22 protein-coding genes are annotated in these 17,147 nt (G+C 37.2%); 16 read left to right on the top strand and 6 right to left on the bottom strand.

Translation table 11 applies throughout. The features are described from left to right. Positions 1 to 182 precede the first annotated feature (182 nt). From RAH34_RS01415 to RAH34_RS01395, 5 genes are all read right to left on the bottom strand, one after another. Positions 183 to 695 (bottom strand): DinB family protein, encoded by a 513-nt coding sequence (locus tag RAH34_RS01415; RefSeq protein WP_306594913.1) that lies wholly within the window; start codon positions 693 to 695, stop codon positions 183 to 185. 86 nt (positions 696 to 781) lie between these two features. After that, entirely contained in the window at positions 782 to 1,234 is a 453-nt protein-coding gene (locus RAH34_RS01410) for a GNAT family N-acetyltransferase (RefSeq protein ID WP_306594912.1), read from the bottom strand. A 67-nt stretch (positions 1,235 to 1,301) separates the two neighbouring features. Continuing rightward, on the bottom strand, positions 1,302 to 2,441 hold the full coding sequence (locus RAH34_RS01405) for a cystathionine gamma-synthase (protein ID WP_114818991.1): 1,140 nt from the start codon (positions 2,439 to 2,441) through the stop codon (positions 1,302 to 1,304). 128 nt (positions 2,442 to 2,569) lie between these two features. After that, the gene (gldC, locus tag RAH34_RS01400) at positions 2,570 to 2,893 is read right to left on the bottom strand and encodes a gliding motility protein GldC (protein ID WP_034695059.1); all 324 of its coding nucleotides are present in this window, start codon (positions 2,891 to 2,893) and stop codon (positions 2,570 to 2,572) included. 33 nt (positions 2,894 to 2,926) lie between these two features. Next, positions 2,927 to 3,910: a gliding motility protein GldB gene (locus RAH34_RS01395; RefSeq protein ID WP_306594911.1), complete on the bottom strand. Its 984-nt coding sequence runs from the start codon at positions 3,908 to 3,910 to the stop codon at positions 2,927 to 2,929. A gap of 52 nt (positions 3,911 to 3,962) precedes the next feature. On the opposite strand from RAH34_RS01395, the gene RAH34_RS01390 reads away from it, so the two are divergent. The 8 genes from RAH34_RS01390 to RAH34_RS01355 all read left to right on the top strand — a co-directional run bounded on the left by RAH34_RS01390 (position 3,963) and on the right by RAH34_RS01355 (position 8,376). Further along, on the top strand, positions 3,963 to 4,601 hold the full coding sequence (locus tag RAH34_RS01390; RefSeq protein WP_114818993.1) for a leucine-rich repeat domain-containing protein: 639 nt from the start codon (positions 3,963 to 3,965) through the stop codon (positions 4,599 to 4,601). Between the two features lie 11 nt (positions 4,602 to 4,612). Beyond that, a complete protein-coding gene (locus tag RAH34_RS01385; protein ID WP_306594910.1) occupies positions 4,613 to 5,143 on the top strand; it encodes a GNAT family N-acetyltransferase in 531 nt (176 codons plus the stop codon). Next, entirely contained in the window at positions 5,140 to 5,673 is a 534-nt protein-coding gene (locus RAH34_RS01380; RefSeq protein WP_306594909.1) for a GNAT family N-acetyltransferase, read from the top strand. Before RAH34_RS01385 ends, RAH34_RS01380 begins: the two co-directional genes overlap by 4 nt. A gap of 12 nt (positions 5,674 to 5,685) precedes the next feature. Further along, on the top strand, positions 5,686 to 6,477 hold the full coding sequence (gene nadE / locus RAH34_RS01375) for an NAD(+) synthase (protein WP_114818995.1): 792 nt from the start codon (positions 5,686 to 5,688) through the stop codon (positions 6,475 to 6,477). 26 nt (positions 6,478 to 6,503) lie between these two features. After that, positions 6,504 to 7,007 carry a ribonuclease domain-containing protein gene (locus tag RAH34_RS01370; protein WP_306594908.1) on the top strand — a complete coding sequence of 168 codons (504 nt, stop codon included), beginning with the start codon at positions 6,504 to 6,506 and terminating at the stop codon, positions 7,005 to 7,007. 55 nt (positions 7,008 to 7,062) lie between these two features. Next, positions 7,063 to 7,371: a GIY-YIG nuclease family protein gene (locus tag RAH34_RS01365; protein WP_306594907.1), complete on the top strand. Its 309-nt coding sequence runs from the start codon at positions 7,063 to 7,065 to the stop codon at positions 7,369 to 7,371. Between the two features lie 73 nt (positions 7,372 to 7,444). Beyond that, positions 7,445 to 8,068, top strand: coding sequence for a Zn-dependent protease (locus tag RAH34_RS01360; protein WP_306594906.1), 624 nt, complete (start codon positions 7,445 to 7,447; stop codon positions 8,066 to 8,068). Then, a complete protein-coding gene (locus tag RAH34_RS01355; protein WP_306594905.1) occupies positions 8,065 to 8,376 on the top strand; it encodes a barstar family protein in 312 nt (103 codons plus the stop codon). Before RAH34_RS01360 ends, RAH34_RS01355 begins: the two co-directional genes overlap by 4 nt. Positions 8,377 to 8,686: 310 nt before the next feature. Here the strand turns inward: RAH34_RS01355 and RAH34_RS01350 are convergent, their stop codons facing one another. Beyond that, complete coding sequence (locus RAH34_RS01350; protein ID WP_110011371.1) at positions 8,687 to 9,169, bottom strand: cytidine deaminase; 483 nt, start codon at positions 9,167 to 9,169, stop codon at positions 8,687 to 8,689. Between the two features lie 100 nt (positions 9,170 to 9,269). Between RAH34_RS01350 and namA the strand changes: the two genes are divergently transcribed. The 8 genes from namA to RAH34_RS01310 all read left to right on the top strand — a co-directional run bounded on the left by namA (position 9,270) and on the right by RAH34_RS01310 (position 17,139). Continuing rightward, positions 9,270 to 10,322 (top strand): NADPH dehydrogenase NamA, encoded by a 1,053-nt coding sequence (gene namA, locus RAH34_RS01345; RefSeq protein WP_306594904.1) that lies wholly within the window; start codon positions 9,270 to 9,272, stop codon positions 10,320 to 10,322. Positions 10,323 to 10,354: 32 nt separating this feature from the next. Beyond that, positions 10,355 to 10,633, top strand: coding sequence for a DUF2752 domain-containing protein (locus RAH34_RS01340; RefSeq protein WP_306594903.1), 279 nt, complete (start codon positions 10,355 to 10,357; stop codon positions 10,631 to 10,633). A gap of 270 nt (positions 10,634 to 10,903) precedes the next feature. Continuing rightward, a complete protein-coding gene (tssD, locus tag RAH34_RS01335) occupies positions 10,904 to 11,308 on the top strand; it encodes a type VI secretion system tube protein TssD (protein ID WP_034695070.1) in 405 nt (134 codons plus the stop codon). Between the two features lie 147 nt (positions 11,309 to 11,455). Beyond that, the gene (locus RAH34_RS01330; RefSeq protein WP_306594902.1) at positions 11,456 to 13,387 is read left to right on the top strand and encodes a type VI secretion system Vgr family protein; all 1,932 of its coding nucleotides are present in this window, start codon (positions 11,456 to 11,458) and stop codon (positions 13,385 to 13,387) included. Position 13,388: 1 nt separating this feature from the next. Then, positions 13,389 to 13,559, top strand: a complete 171-nt coding sequence (locus RAH34_RS01325; RefSeq protein ID WP_156106421.1) for a hypothetical protein — start codon at positions 13,389 to 13,391, stop codon at positions 13,557 to 13,559. Between the two features lie 61 nt (positions 13,560 to 13,620). Continuing rightward, complete coding sequence (locus tag RAH34_RS01320; RefSeq protein WP_306594901.1) at positions 13,621 to 14,595, top strand: DUF2931 family protein; 975 nt, start codon at positions 13,621 to 13,623, stop codon at positions 14,593 to 14,595. 34 nt (positions 14,596 to 14,629) lie between these two features. Continuing rightward, positions 14,630 to 16,042: a DUF2235 domain-containing protein gene (locus RAH34_RS01315; RefSeq protein ID WP_306594900.1), complete on the top strand. Its 1,413-nt coding sequence runs from the start codon at positions 14,630 to 14,632 to the stop codon at positions 16,040 to 16,042. 53 nt (positions 16,043 to 16,095) lie between these two features. Then, a complete protein-coding gene (locus RAH34_RS01310) occupies positions 16,096 to 17,139 on the top strand; it encodes a LysM peptidoglycan-binding domain-containing protein (RefSeq protein ID WP_306594899.1) in 1,044 nt (347 codons plus the stop codon). The last annotated feature ends 8 nt before the right edge of the window (positions 17,140 to 17,147 follow it).

The raw sequence follows: 17,147 nt of genomic DNA, 5'->3' as shown, positions 1-17,147 counted from the left end.
TATCAAAACGGGCTAAAGCCCGTTCCTATTGATGTTTTTTATTAATCGGTGGAATATTTTTTTTAAAAAGTCGAATATCCAATTCAATAGAAATGGGCTTTAGCCCATTTAAACAATTTAAATAATCATTCGGCTTTAGCCAAACTTATCAAAAGTCAAACGTATTTTTTAATTTCTTTGTACTACATCCATCCCAATTTCGATAAATACCTTTCCTCAATAATATTCAGGTGGTGGTAATTGTGCCCTACAATAAGTTTTCCGATGGTTTCAACAGAAATTTCATGGCCATTGGCTGTACCTGTATTTTGTAAAGCAGAAGGGTGAAGGGTTTCCAGTAGTATCTGAGAAGATTTTCTCACCAGTTTGTATTCTTCCAAAAGGGAATCAAGTGTTCTTTCGTTTGCAAAAGATCGGTCTGCATATTCATTTTCATCAAATCCGGGAAGGTTGTTTTTCTCTCCTCTGGCGAAAGCTAATATTCTGTACTGGAACACTCTTTCGGTATCAGATAAGTGAAGGAGAAGGTCTTTCAAAGTCCATTTTCCTTCTGCATAAGCAAAATTTGATTGTTCTTCGGTAAGGTTGGAATAAATTCCGGTGGTTTTGTCTGCTGATATTTGTAGTTCGCTGATCCAGTTTCCGGATGGAATCTGATCTAAATATCTCTGGATATATTTTTGAAATTCGGTCATATTATTTTTTGTTTGGGTTACGGGTTTTCGGGTTACGGGGTTTTGAGATTCGGGATGGTGAGTGTAATGTATCAATTACTTATTGCTCATTGCTCATGATTAGTCCACTCGTAGAAATTCACGGAGTCATACAGTTCAAATCCACAGGCTGGATAGAGTTGATTTCCGATGTCATTACTTTTTCCTGTTTCTAAAAGAATACCACAGGCTTTTGAAGATCGACAGTGTTCTTTGGATTTTTCAATTAATTCCTTAGAATAGCCTTTTCCTCTGTGGTCTTCATTCACGTAAAGATCGTTCAGCAGCCAGTAGCGCTGCATTCTTGTGGACGAAAATATAGGATATAATTGTACAAAACCTGTTAATATTCCATTTTCTTCCGCAACAAAAATTTCGGAGTCTTTGTTTTCAAGTCTTTCCTGAAGAAAGGTTGTGGCAGCAGGAATGTCTGATTCTTTGTGATAAAATATCCTGTACTGATCAAATAATTCTGCGAGTTGTGGTAAGTCGGAAATACTTGCTTTCCTTGAGTTTTTCATAATATCAGTTGGTGTTATAATAAATGAGAAGGATTATCAAAATCCTTCTCATTGTATTGTATGCTTATTAAGAAAAAGCTTTTTCTAAATCTGCAATAAGATCTTCAGCATCCTCAATACCTACGCTTAAACGAACAAGGTCATCAGTGATTCCCAATTCAGCGCGTTTCTCTGCAGGAATTGAAGCGTGTGTCATCAGAGCAGGGTGGTTAGCCAAAGATTCTACTCCTCCCAAAGATTCTGCAAGCGTGAAAACTCTTACTTTTTCTAAGAATTTGATAGCATCTTCTTTCTTTCCGGATTTAAAAGTGAATGAAACCATTCCCCCTGATTCCTTCATCTGGGATTTTGCCAATGCATATTGTGGATGAGATTCCAATCCCGGATAAATTACTTTATCTACCGCCGGATGAGTTTCCAAATATTTTGCTACTGCAAGACCGTTATCAGAGTGTCTCTGCATTCTTAATGCCAGTGTTTTGATTCCTCTCAATACCAGGTAAGAGTCGTGCGGTCCTAAAATACCACCACTTGCAAACTGAATGAAGTGAAGTTTATCTCCCAGTTCAGCATCTTTAGCAATAAGTGCTCCCGCAATCACATCAGAGTGTCCTCCTAAATACTTGGTTGCAGAGTGCATCACGATATCAGCTCCCAAATCAATAGGTCTCTGGATATAAGGCGTTGCAAAAGTATTGTCTACTGCTACAAGAATATCTTTCCCTTTCGCAATGTCTACAACTGCTTTGATATCAACTAACTTCATTAATGGGTTAGTAGGAGTTTCTACCCAGATCAGCTTGGTTTTATCTGTGATAACATCAGCAATTTTAGAAACATCATCAAAATTTACGAACGTAAACTTCAGTTGGTATTTTTCGAAAAGTCTTGTGAACATTCTGTAAGTACCTCCGTAAAGATCATCTACAGCAACTACTTCATCACCTGGATTTAATAATTTTAAAACACAGTCGATGGCAGCTAGACCAGAACCGAAAGCTAAACCTCTCGCTCCGTTTTCAATACTCGCCAAAGAGTCTTCCAATGCCTGTCTTGTAGGGTTAGCAGCTCTTGAATATTCATATCCGGAATGTACTCCCGGGCTTTTCTGAGCAAACGTAGAAGTCAGAAATACAGGTACATTTACAGAACCTGTTGCAGACTCATGGTGCTGCCCTCCGTGAATTACTTTTGTATTAAAATTCATAATTTTTTGCTTTAGGCTTGAACATTAATCATATTCGTTTAATGCTCATTATTTTTATTAAAATTAGCTCTAACTGAGTACAAAAAGCTTACCGCTTACCGTCTTCAGCTTATTGCTATTGTATTTTTTTACTTAATGGCAGATTTCACCGCAAATTCTTCTGCGATTTCTTCCATCCACTGCGCTACATCCTCTTCCCCTGTCGCTCTCTGGTAGGTGCTTCCTAAAGATATTAAAATCTGGTGGATAAACATCTTCATCTGGTCTACAGGCATTTCTTTGGTCCAAAGATCAATTCTTAATGCTTCTCTTGTCTTATCATCCCATACAGAAATCATGGTTGCTTTTGTATCTTGTTTGTCAATACCGCCATCCTGAGCGTTCCATGTAATGTTTTCCGGTACATGATTTTCATCAAGCTCCACATCTATCGTAATCTGAGTCTTTCTCATTTTTTCTATTTTTTCTAAATTCTAAAATTTCTGTTATTTAAGTTTCGGTTTATAACCGGATTGATTAAAAATTGTGGTAGCATCCATTTTCAGAAACTCCGTTAATTTCGTTTCAGGCTTTTCCTTCAGATATGCCTTACAGATCTGCCATCCTGTAAAAATTCCGATCTGTGGTGAAGATTCATTATCGATTTCTGTATAAAATTTCGAGAATGGTCCTGGTGAAATAAAACGTTCTCCCAGTCTGGGATCATCTCCGAAGATCAGATTGCTTTCTACAAAATAATTCCAGATATTGGCTTCATTACTTGTTGCCCACTCATACTGCTTCTGAGTATAATTCATTTTCAGATAATCGGGTGTATCAGGAAGAAAAGCATCCTGAAGAATCATTACCTTTCCGTTCAGAATTATCTGATCAATAAATTTCTGATGATCAGGAGATTCTGTAACAATATTCTCGGCAAAAAGCTGTGATACCTTCGGAACTATATTCTGTGGGTTCATCGATTTCTGGAAATACAGTTCCAACCCTTTATAATTGGCATTTCCGTCTCCCATAAAACCGGTAACGTCTATGAACAAAAGATTTCCTTTCTGATCATAAAAGATCGGATCCTGAACCATCTGTAAAGCAGAGGAAAACAAATATACTTTGGGGTTTTTAAACTGCGGAAAGTAATATTTAATGTGTGAAAATAAACTTTGAAGCTCATTTTGCAGCTTTGTCTGATCTATTTTTCCAATAGCTTCCTTGTAGATTTTGATCTCTTCAGCATCCACTCGTCTTTTTCCGAAATCAGCATCAGAAACACTCCCCTGAAACCATGGGAATTGAGTTTTAAACTGATCCAGTGGAATATTCGGATTGTAGAATTCTTTGGAAATATCTGTGATGTCAACTTTTTCGGCAGTTGCTTTCACTTCTACCTTCCATTGATTTTCAGGTTCTTTTTTGCAGGAAATAACTCCGGCAGCCAGAAGAGAAGAAAGCGCAATATATCTAAAAATCTTCATTATTTTTACATGGAATTTAAGTTTACAAAAATAAGGATTAAATACACAATTCATGATGAAAATTAAAATATTTACCGCCCTGTATCTTATTTTGGGACTTTCTTTTTTCTACGGGCAAAAGCTTGAGTTTAAAGACAAAAACTTTGAAAAAGCAGTACTGGAAAATTTTGATCAGAATAAAAATGGAATACTTGAATCTCAGGAAGCTGGCAGGGTTACCAATCTGTTCCTTGTTCAGAAAGGAATTACTTCTGTAGAAGATCTGCCATTTTTCAAAAATGTAAAAGTGGTTATCCTGGACGATAATATAATTCCCGATATTGTCGTAAACAATCTGTCTCAGCTTGAATTGTTTTCATGTACGGGATGCAGAATTTCTTCATTCAAAGCCGAAAATCTTAAAAATTTAAGTTCATTATATCTCGATAATAATTTGTTGGAAAGTATTTCGCTGATGGAGATTCCGAAAATTGACCAATTAACATTATCTTTAAATCGATTAAAAGAAATAAACCTGACTCAGTTTAAAGTGTTGAGAAAACTGAATGTAGAACATAACAAACTTCAAAAAATTGATATTTCCGGTAATCCGGCCTTACAAACCCTTAATATCATGGGGAATAAGATAAGAGAAACAGATATCAGTAAAGCCGCAAAAACAAACGTGACTATTTTTGGAGCTGAAGACTAAAACCAATAATTATGAAAATAGAAACAGAACGACTGATTTTAAGAAAACTTGAAGAGACAGATGGTGAACGTATGTTTCTGCTGGATTCCAATCCTGAAGTCATGAAATATATTGGTGTTCCGGTTTTGAAAGACGTCAATGAATCAAAAAAAGTGATCAGCATAATTCAGAAGCAGTATGTGGAGAATGGAGTAGGAAGACTTGGAGTGGTAGAAAAAGAAAGCGGACTTCTGATAGGATGGAGCGGCTTAAAATTATTGACTCATGAAACCAATGGGTACAAAAATGTATTGGAACTGGGATATCGTTTTCTTCCGGAATCATGGGGAAAAGGATATGCTGTGGAATCCGGAATAGCTTCTCTGGATTATGGTTTTAATGATTTAAATGCAGAAGTTATTTATGCCTATGCCCATTCTGAACACGATGCTTCCAATCATATTCTAAGAAAATTAGGATTTGAAAAAACCAGCGAATTTGAAGAACCTGATGGAATTTGCTTTTGGTACGAACTGAAGCGTGAAAAATACAGTAAAAAATGATAACAATACGACAGGAAGAAAAAAAAGATCATCAACAAGTCTTTCAGCTTACAGAAGAGGCTTTCAGAGAAATGGAACATAGCGATCATCAGGAACAGTTTCTGGTAGAAAAATTGAGAAAATCTGAAGCTTTTATCCCGGAATTGTCATTAGTAGCTGAAGATGAAAAGGGCACAATTGCCGGACATATTCTGTTTACTAAAATTAAAATTGTCAACGAAGAAAAATCGTTTGATTCTCTTGCCTTGGCACCTGTTTCAGTAAAACCGGAGTTTCAGAATCAGGGAATCGGAGCAAAGCTGATTCTTGAAGGACACCACATCGCAAAAGAACTGGGATATAAATCGGTGATATTGATCGGACACGAAAAATATTATCCACGCTTTGGTTACAAAAAAACAAGTAATTTTGGAATTTCTTTTCCATTCGATATTCCGGAAGAAAACGGAATGGCAATAGAATTGATAAAAGACGGACTACAAGATAAAAAAGGAGTGGTGAAATACCCTCAGGAATTTGGAATAGACTAAAAAAGATAAACGATGCAGACACAAAAAGTGACAGATCATATTGTAAGCTGGTTAAAAGATTATGCAGCAAAAGCAAGAGTAAACGGATATGTAATTGGGGTTTCCGGGGGAGTAGATTCAGGAGTGGTTTCTACACTGGCAGCAATGACCGGTTTGAAAACATTATTGATCGAAATGCCGATCCGCCAGAAAGCCGATCAGGTTACCCGTGCAAAGGATCATATGGATGATCTTAAATCCAGATTCCCTAATGTAGAAATCATGTCGGTAGATTTGACACCTGCCTTTGAGGAATTGTACAAAACTTTTGATGTAAATGAGGATCTCTATCCTAATGAAAAATTAGCTTTTGCCAATACAAGAGCCCGTCTGAGAATGCTTACGCTGTATTATTACGGACAGCTGAACGGACTTCTGGTTTGTGGAACAGGAAATAAAGTAGAGGATTTCGGGATTGGTTTTTATACAAAATATGGTGATGGCGGAGTAGATGTTTCTCCAATTGCAGATCTTTATAAAACTGAAGTATATCAGCTTGCCAAAGGACTGAATTTAATTAAAAGCATTCAGGAAGCCATTCCTACGGATGGACTTTGGGATGTGGACAGAACAGATGAACAGCAGATTGGTGCTACGTATCCGGAACTGGAAAAAATCCAGAAGGAATATGGAACGAAAACGGCTGACGATTATGAAGGAAGAGACAAAGAAGTATTCCTGATTTTTGACAGAATGCATAAGGCTGCAAAACATAAAATGGATCCTATTCCGGTTTGTGATATTCCTGAAGAGTGGAGAGCATAAAAATAGTATTACATTAAATAATCGCTATGAACGGTAAAATAAGATCTGTATTTTTTATATGTCTGGGGCTTCTTTTCGGAATGTCTGTGATGTACGTCTACAGAAACTTTATTGAAGATAAAAAAGATCAGTCAGGTTCTGCAAAAAAAGAAGTCGTGAGTTATGGAAGTACTTCTTCGGAGGGAAATTCATCAGCTCAGGTTTCGATAGACCAGCTTACAGAAGAGAAAACGGTAATCAGCTATGTAAAGCAAAATCATAAGCTTCCGGATTATTATATCACCAAAAATGAAGCAAGAAAACAGGGCTGGAATCCTTCCAAAGGAAATCTTTGTGATGTACTTCCCGGAAAAGCTATTGGCGGTGATAAATTCGGAAATAGGGAAGGACGTTTGCCGGATGGAGAACGATATTTTGAAGCAGACGTAAACTATCATTGTGGAGGAAGAAATGCTGACCGTATTATCTATACTCAGAATGGTGATGTATACCTTACCAAAAACCATTATAAAAGTTTTGAAAAGCAATAATGCCCAGTCATTGCGAGGAACGGAGTGACGAAGCAATCTCTAAAAAGAATCACAGTTGAAAGCAGGTTTTGTCTACATCATGACCAATAAAAACCACACTACTCTTTATACAGGAGTTACTTCAAATCTGCCCAAACGTGTTCAACAGCATAAAGAGTCCTGTTATTCTCAAAGTTTTACCTCAAGATATAATTTGTATCTACTTGTGTATTGGGAATCCTTTCAGGAAATTGGTGATGCTATATGTAGAGAAAAACAAATAAAAGCAGGTTCAAGACAAAAGAAACTGGATTTGATCAATAGTATGAATCCTGATTGGAAAGATTTTGCGGACGATGTTGAAAATATTATGGATGTTTTCTGAGATTGCTTCGTCGCGGAGCTCCTCGCAATGACAGGATGTATAATTTGCATTGTAATTATTATTAATCTTAATTTTGAAAAATTATAATCTTTTTTACTTTACCATCATCTTATTTCTGATGCTTTCGTGTTCAGAAAAGAAGAATGGGATAAAGGAAAAGGCCGTAAAACCAGCCGTAACAATACTCATACAGCCATTTAAAGATATTAAACCTGAAACCGTAGCAAAAGTAACCGAAGGGATAAAAAAAGTATATCCGAACGTAAAAGTTCTGAATGCGATAGACTTTCCTGAAAATACTTATTATAAAGAGAGAAACCGGTATAGAGCCGATTCAATCATTAAATTTTTGAATAAAGAAACAAAAGAAGGCTTTGTGACAATAGGTCTGACAGCGAAGGATATCAGTGCCACCAGAGGAAAGATCAAAGACTTTGGAATCATGGGGTTGGGGTACAGGCCTGGAAAAGCTTGTGTAGCTTCAGATTTCAGACTGAGTAAAGAAAACCGGGATGAACAGTTTTATAAAATAGCCATTCATGAGCTTGGTCATACACAAGGGTTACCCCATTGCCCGGAAAAAATGTGTTTTATGAGAGATGCAGAAGGTAAGAATCCAACCAACGAAGAAACGGATTTCTGCAAAAAATGCAAAACTTTTTTAATTAATAAAAATTGGAAATTTAATTCAATATGAAGACAGTATATATAGATTTTACAGACATAGGTGACTATGAAGATTTTTACACCCAGCTAAAGGAAAAAATTCAGCTTCCTGAGCAGTTTGGTGATAATCTTGATGCACTTTTTGATACCATTACCGGTAATCTGGAAATGCCACTCCATTTAGAATTCGTTAACATGACTGTAGATCAGCTTGAGATTTTCGAAGACTTGCTGACTACTCTTGAAGATGCGGAAGAAGAAGTTGAAGAATTTAGTTTTAGCTACTATCTTGAGCAGTACGAAGACGAAGATGATGATGTAGAATCTGAAGAAGAATAAAAAATAAAGGTTGTCCCAATACAGGAGACAGCCTTTTTTATGCTGATCCTTATTCTATAGCATTCAAATCTTTATTCTTTAACATACAAACCTAACAGGTTTCCAAAACCTGTTAGGTTTCTTATCTTATTTAACTGTAGCGTTTATTTAGGACTAATCAATTTGAAGTTTTTGCTTCCAAACCTGTAAAGGCTTCAAACTTGGACAGGGTTTAAAATATCAAGTTTACTTTTTTCACCCTTGTCAAGGTTTAAAACCTTGAAAAGGGTGAAAAATCTCATCTTTTGGTCAATTTACTATCTCGCTTTAGTTACAAAAACGTAGAATCAAAATAAAAAGGAAGCAGATCTTTCACCGCATGTACTTTTACAACCTCCTCATTCATACTTGAAAAATAAAGGTCTATATTTTCATTCTGTTTGGTCTCGTACTCGATCAGACTCTGACGGCATGCTCCACAAGGGGGAATTGGTGGGTTTTTCTCATGAAATTCTTTAGGTCCGCCCACAACGAAAATCTTTTTTATTTTCACATCCGGGAAATTGGCGGCAACCCAAAAAACAGTCGTTCTTTCTGCACAGAGACCGGATGGATAGGCTGCATTTTCCTGGTTGTTCCCGGAATAGATTTCTCCGTTTTCCAATAATACGGAACATCCTACCAAAAATTGAGAATAAGGCGCATAAGCATTCTCACGAGCCTCTTTGGCTCTTTCAAACAATTGTTTTTCTATATCGCTCAGTTCACTGCTATTTTTAAAATATTCGTAACCGATCTGTATGTCTTTTTTCATATATTGTCAACTAAAAAAGGGGGGTAAAATTAGTTCTTTTTAATGAAGTGGGCAATATTTTATTCTTCCGGTGAAAAGTTCAATTTTTTAAAATAATACAATGTTATATACACCAATAAAATTCAGGAATATAGAGTTAAAAAACAGATGGGTAATGTCTCCCATGTGTATGTATTCGTGTGAAAACGGAGAGGCTAACGACTTCCATTTTGTACACTACGGAAGCAGATCGCAGGGCGGTACCGGTCTTTTGATGGTAGAAGCTACAGGAGTAGAACCCAAAGGAAGAATTACCAATCACTGTATGGGAATCTGGAATGATGAACAGGCAGCGAAACTGCAAAGAATTGTAGAATTTGTACATAAAAATTCAGAAAGTAAAATAGGAATTCAACTGGCTCATGCCGGAAGAAAAGGGTCAAGCTGGAATAATATACAGATTCCTGTGGAAGAAGGTTGGGAAACAGTTGCACCAAGCCCTATTCCTTATCACCCTACAGAAAGAATTCCGCATGTATTGAGTACAGATGAGGTAAAGGACATCATTCAGAATTTTAAAAAAGCAACTCGAAGAGCCGTAAAAGCAGGTTTTGATGTCATCGAAATTCACGGCGCTCACGGATATCTGATCCATCAGTTTTTGTCACCGCTTTCCAATATCAGAACAGATGAATATGGAGGAAGTTTTGAAAACAGAATCAGATTTCTGATCGAAATTGTGGATGCTGTTAACGAAGAACTGGATGAAAATACAGCCCTTTTTGTGAGAATTTCAGGAACGGAATATGCTGAAAATGGCTGGGATATTCATAGCAGCGTAGAACTGGCAAAAATTTTAAAAGAACATTCCGTAGACCTTATAGATGTATCCAGTGGTGGAAATATTCATGGGGCGAAAATCTCAGTTTTCGATGGGTATCAGGTTCCTTTTTCTTCACAGGTGAGAAATGAAGCTGAAGTGAAGACAGGAGCAGTAGGTTTGATTACCAGCGTACAACAAGCCGAAGAAATCCTTCAGAAAGAGGATGCTGATCTTATCTTTGTAGCAAGAGAGATTCTGAGAAATCCTTATATTGCTGTTCAGGGATCTTTCGAAATGAAAGAAGACTGTTTTTTCCCACACCAGTATACCAGAGCCAAAATCTCTACTTAATGACCAGAAAATAATCTGTAAAAACAACAGAAATGGATATCAATGATTTTATGCTTACCTGCCCCAGTAAAAAATTCCTTGGGATAGAATGTCTGGGCTGTGGTGCGCAGAGAGCAATTGTATTGGTATTTGAAGGGAAGTTTTCAGAAGCTTTTCAAATGTATCCGGCTGTATACACCTTATTGTTATTCTTTTTGACCCTTGGGGTAAGCTTTATCGATAAAAAAAGAAAATACAGTCATATTTTAATGATTATGGTGGTTGTTAACCTGATCATTATGGTAATTGGGTATCTGTATAAACACTTGTAATTATAAAAACCGACATTAAGTATTTGATTGTAAGTTGTTTGGGTGCTTTGGTCTTTTATTTCGTGTATGTAGGAAAATTTTAATAAAAAATACAATTTATTAGATTAAAATTCCTGTATTGTTTTGTTGTGTAGAATTTTAAAATGTCGTAGAATTACTACAATTTCTGAAACAGTGCCGTAAAAACTTTTTAAATTAGAACATGAACTCTATCTTTGTTACATAAATCCTATATCAGGGAAGAGTCGTTAATGATTAAAATTTAAGAATATGGCAGGAAATTCAAGAGGAATCTTAAAATTCAATGGAGGTGAAGGTCAGAAGTTGTTAAAGCTTAACTATAGCGTGTCAAGATCTACAGATGTTTCAGGACGTGTAGCATCTGACCCGTCAAACGCATTGATCAAAGTAACAATTGAAGCAACAGAGAAATCTGATGTTTTAGAAAGTTTATTAAACAGTAAATATAAACCAACAAGCGGAGAAATCAACTTTAATAAATCTCACGAAGAAGGAACATTGATCTCTTTGAAGTGGGAAAACGGATATGTAATCCAGCATGAAGTAGACTTCGATGCCATTGATAGCAATAATATGCTGATCAGCTTTGTAATCAGTGCTGAAAGCATTACGTATGGAAATTCATCTTATGACGGACTTTGGCCAATGAGCTAAGTCTTTCATGAGTAAGAAATAAAAGACTGTCCTTATAAGACGGTCTTTTTTTACCTAAGACTATATTCTGCAGGATCTTTTGTTTTTATTTTTAAACTCTCTTTCTGTTGAATAATCGTTTAGAAAACTAATCAAATCACTAAAAATATGTCAAATACACCTGGAAACTCACAAGCGGCGTCTTTTCGTCCGACGCAGAATGCAGATGGTATTTCCGAAAACCATCACACAGGTATCAACCGTCTGGTAAAACTTTCTCTCGTCATAGAAGGGAAGATTATCAAGTACTATAAGCATTTCAAGCTTAAGCAAAGTACCAGACGACATCACGAATTTACGCTGACACTGGCACACGATACTCTGGGAGACAGACAGACCCATTCATTGGAAGAAGCCAACAAATTTCTTGGAAAAAGACTTACAGCCGTTATTTCCTATAAAGATATTGACAACAGCCCGGAGAGAACTTTTGTAGGAGTAATTACCGGCGTGGGATTCAGTCAGGAACATATGAGTTTAGGAAATATTGTGCTTACAGGTTACAGTCCTACCATCCTTCTTGACGGAGCACCGCATATTCAGAGTTTTGGCGGAAGTCAATCGGTTAATGTAGGAATTATTGCTGAAGAAGTAATCAAACAGGGAATTGACAAAAGCAGATTTGATGTCAGAGTAGATGCCAATAACTTTTCTCAGATTATCTATAGCAGCCAGTATGATGAAACGCATTATAACTATCTGGCAAGAATGGCTGAAGCCTATGGGGAACAATTTTACTATGACGGTGAAGTTTTACATTTCGGAAAGCTTCCTGCTCAGAATAAACCTATTATCCTTACCTATGGAAGCAGCGCCAATGAAATAAAAGTTGAGCTGAAAGCAGTACATACAAAACCTCAATTTTACGGATACAACAGTAATAAAAATGAAAGGCTGACTTCCGGTTCTACTCCCATCAAGCACGTAAGTGATCTTGCAAAAACAGCATACAGTCATAACGAAACGATCTATAAAACTCCGGCTTTACAGATGGCTCCTATCAAAGCTACTACCCATTTAGATGTGGAGTACTCTCAGAAAAGTGCAGCTGGAAGTGAAGCAGTCAATGTTTTTTCTGTTTCAGGAAATACAACGGTTCCTTTCCTGCATCCAGGCTGCGTAGCAGATGTCCAGATGCGTAAACAGGATTCCAATGAAACCTCGTATTTTACCAGAATCATGATTACGGAAGCAGAACATGAAATTGACACCATCGGTCATTACAAAGGAAGCTTCGTAGGAATAGCAGCAGATACAGGATTTCTTCCAAAACCGGAATATACCATTCCGAAGGCGGAGCCGCAGACTGCCACTGTAATTTCCAATACAGATCCTGAAGGACAGGGAAGAATACAGGTAAGATTCGACTGGCAGACCAATGATACCACTCACTTTATCCGTATGATGAGCCCTGATGCAGGAGGAACAGATCAGATTACCCAAAACCGTGGTTACGTAGCCATTCCGGAAGTGGGAGATCAGGTGATGGTCAATTTTGTACACAGCCATCCCGACAGACCTTTCGTAATGGGAGGAATGTTCCACGGAGGCATTGCTTTAGGAGGTGGCGTCAACAATCACCTGAAATCTATCCAGACCAGAAGCGGAATCAGGATTCTAATGAATGATGAAGAAGGAAGTGTAACGATTCTTGATCCAAGCGGAAATACCTATTACATGGATGGACAGGGAAATATCACCATGAAAGCTCCTAAAAACTTTACGTTAAATGCAGGCGACAATATCAACATCACTGCAGGAAAAGAAATTTCAATAGGAGCAGGAGCAAGTATTACCAGTACCGCAAATGATAATATTGTTTCCATTGCAGGAAAAGATATGAAACTTACCGCTTCAGGAGACATCACGGAGGCTTCCGACACCAGAACGGAAATGATTGAAAAAGAATTTAAGAGACAGTCTGAAACATCGAACGAGATAGCAGGGGAAATTTCCATGTTCAGCGAACTGGAAAATATGACCATGCAGAGCGGAAAGATTGTAGAATTCAACAGTGCTGAAAAATCAAAACTTTTCTGATATGGCGATCATCAAAACAGCAACCAATCTGCGCATCACAGTGAAAGATTCTTACCATCTGAGCGTAGGAAAAAAGGTTGAAAAAATAGCAAAAAAAATTAATGTGGAAGCACACAGAGATAACCTGGTTTTAGCAAGTAACAAGAAGATTATGTCCCATGGTCATAAGTAAATATAACCTGCTGATTCTTTTAATAGGATGTTTTTCATTAACGAATTGTCAGAATAAAAAAATGGAAGAAAAATACAGTTGGCTGGGAACCGTTTCTGCCCCGCAGGAATACCCGATGGAAGTGTATGAAGGAGCTATTGTTGCCGATGATTTTACTTACGGCTTTGATGCCATCTGGGGAACACAGAATACAGGTTGGGGAAAAGAAGGAGGCACCATGAACGTCAATACCGAAAGAATGGATGCACCTCATGAACTGGAATTCACATGGTATTCTCTGGTAGAAAATAAATTCTACACCGGAAAATGGAATCTGGACAAAGAAAAGATTAAAAGCCTTTTTAATGAAGGATTTGTAGATCAGGATACGAAAAAGAAAGCTACTTACAACTCCTTTGTGGTAGGTCTAGCTCCACAGGGAAGAGTAGTGCTTTGGATGAAAGGTCCCGGAAACCAGAAAGAAATAGGTGCTTTTCAGGCTCATGATACCATTATTACCAAAGAAAAAGCATACGATAACGCTCAGTATATGCTGAAGGAAGGCTTTGCAGAAAGAATGCTTAAAGATCCTTCTTACAAGACATTCAAGCCGGAAGTTCGTGAGAAAATTGAAAAAGAAGGCTATCCTGCAGCAGATATTTATAACGTATACAGAGAGAAATACAACTGGAAACCCGTTGTGGTTCTTCCTGAAGGTGCCACATGGATCGATTTCGGTTTCACCAATTATAACGGGGAGCAGGAAAATCTTTTTGACCAAAGTTTAAAAGAGAATACCTACAAAAGCAGAGCCGTACCAAGATTCTGTGGTTTTTACTGGAAAGATAAAAACAACAACAGATATGCCGTATGGATAGACGCTTTTGATGATAAAGAAATATTTGATCTGTTTCAGAAATCAGGAAAAGACAAAAATATTGATCTGACCATTAAAGTCAATGAAGACAATACCAAAGTTGTAGTGTCTTTAGAATCTGACAAAGAAAAAATGGCCGTTACCAAAGCAAAAATCAGGGTATCCCGAAAGATAGAATAATAGGATTCAATCAGTCAATTTAAAAACAAGAACGATGCACAACAATCAATTTGGAAGTTATACACCATCTGTATCCAAAGAGGAAGTACTGGATATTACCATTGGGATTTTTTTTGACGGAACCCTGAATAATAAAACCAATACAGACGAAAGAAAAAAGGGAACAGATGCCCATAAAAAACACGGCGGAAAAGCTGAAGATAACACCAGTTATAACAATGATTGGAGTAATGTAGCCCGCATGTGGGATAACTATGATAAAAACTTCGGGATTTATATAGAAGGAATCGGTACACAGGATAAAGAAGGAGATGCTACCCTGGGATATGCTTTCGGAACCGGAGAAACCGGGATCAGATCAAAAGTGAGAAAAGGCTGCGAAGAAATCGTAAAAAAGGTGAAAACCATTAAAGCAGAAAAAAAAGCTGATAAAATTGCGGTTCTTACTTTTGATGTATTCGGTTTCAGCCGTGGAGCCGCTGCTGCCCGTAACTTTGTATACGAAATCGGGAAAGCAAAATATAAAGCCACTTCACGTACCGTTGCCAACGAAGCTGTTTCGGTGACCACCTATTCAGATGGTGACGGGAAAAGTGTGGAGGCAGAAGAACTTCCAAAATGGGGACACCTTGGTCTTAAACTCGAAGAAGCCGGACTCAAAGTAGATGTGTTGAAAGTAAGATTTCTGGGAATTTACGATACCGTTTCTTCCTATTCAAAATACCTGTCACCAGTACCCAATTTCAGCAATGACGTAGAAGAATTAAGCCTGAATGAAATTGGAAAAGCCCAGACTGTAGTTCACTTTATAGCCGCTGATGAACACAGAGAAAACTTTGACCTGACAAGAGTACATATCGGAACTGAAAAAACATTCCCTGGTGTACACTGTGACGTAGGTGGAGCTTATGAAAACGGAAATGAAACATGGGAAGAAGTTGAAACATCATGGACTACCAGCAGCAAATTAGAAGCACTAAAGACAGAGCTTGAAAATGAAGGATGGTATCATAAAGGTGAGCTCACCATTACCCCCGGATTCTATTTGTCATTAAGAGGTTCACGTGATCTTGTGAAGACTTTTAGTTATATCCCTTTGCATTTTATGGCAGAATACGGCATTGATAAAAATCTTCCTATCACCTTAAAAAAGATGACGGATGATAAATATTCCATTTTGAATGATCAGTTTTTAATAGGAATAAAAGACCGTCTCAGAACTTACGTGATGGGAGACGGTAAACCTTATTCTTTCAGACATTACAAAGAGCTTAGGGATGCCTATGGAGGAAATGAAATCCCGGAACACCGTCAGGCAGCGTATCAGAAAGAAGTAAAGGAACAGGATGATTTAAGAAAGCTTCGTCATGAGTACCTTCACTGGTCAGCAAGAAGAGAAAAAATAGGAATGGATCCGAGACCCAACAGAACAAGGGTTATCCATTAAAAATTTAAATAAGAGTATTATACCAAGAAAGAATTTGAAGCAGGAACATTTTTATGCAGAAATATAACATACATACCGTTCAGAAAGATGAAACCTTAAAAAGTATAGCCTCGCTGTACGGGATAGATAAAGATGCATTAAAACACTTCCATAATAACCACTGTGCTGTGAAGGATATGATCCTGATTAACCTTAACGGGCAGAAAGAACTTTTTGTTCCGAGAACAGCGGTTGCAGATAAAAATATTTTAGTAAAATTCGGAAGAGCCAACAGTATTACTCTTCAGCCGGAAACTTCAGTGCGAAGATACAGCGTAGTCATTACCATTGAAAAAGGAGAACATACAAGCGAACTAAAATATGAAACATCCGTTCGCTGGCTGAAAACAGAAAAAGGACATCATTTTTTTGAGATAGACAGAACTTCAAATCTTTATCTTAATGAAGAAGAAGTGAATGAAATTGCAGATCTTCTGGCGTACAGAACTTCTAAAGTTTTATACCCTTTACACATCAGTACAGATGAACATGGGCAATTTGAAGAAGTAAAAAATGCTGAGGTTTTTTCAAAAAGATGGACGGCTGTAAAAGAAGAATTATATAAAGAATTTGAAGGCGAAACCGTAGATGAATACTGCGGAAAGATTGAAAAAGTAATCAGCCAGCCTGAAGCGATCAGTCTTTACCTTAAAAATGACTACTTCATCCGTGCTTTATTCTTTGGAATCTACCAAAGCTTCGGAAAGGAATTTAAAACAGAGATGACAACAACTTTTCCTGTAGTGGACAATGCGATCGAACCCAGATATAAATTGACACTGGAAATAGATCCGTTAAAAGGAGAAACAGGCCTGATCACCATAGAAGGATCAGGGAAATTATATGAAGAAAGAGATATTGATGATTTTATAAGAAAATCACCTTTTTCATTGATTATAGAAGAAAACCCTGTGATGAATGAAGAAGGAACTTTCAGATTTGTAAGCTATCTGAAAGGAGAAACTTCACTTCCGGAATCTCTTTACCTCGAATGCAGTATCATGCTGCAGGAAGAAAAAAAGATTTCAGTATCAGTTTCAGGAATTGATGAAAACTAAAATACCAT

The organism is Chryseobacterium sp. WLY505, assembly GCF_030846215.1.
Taxonomy (GTDB): Bacteria; Bacteroidota; Bacteroidia; order Flavobacteriales; family Weeksellaceae; genus Chryseobacterium.
This window is presented reverse-complemented; position numbering and strand designations above follow the sequence as displayed.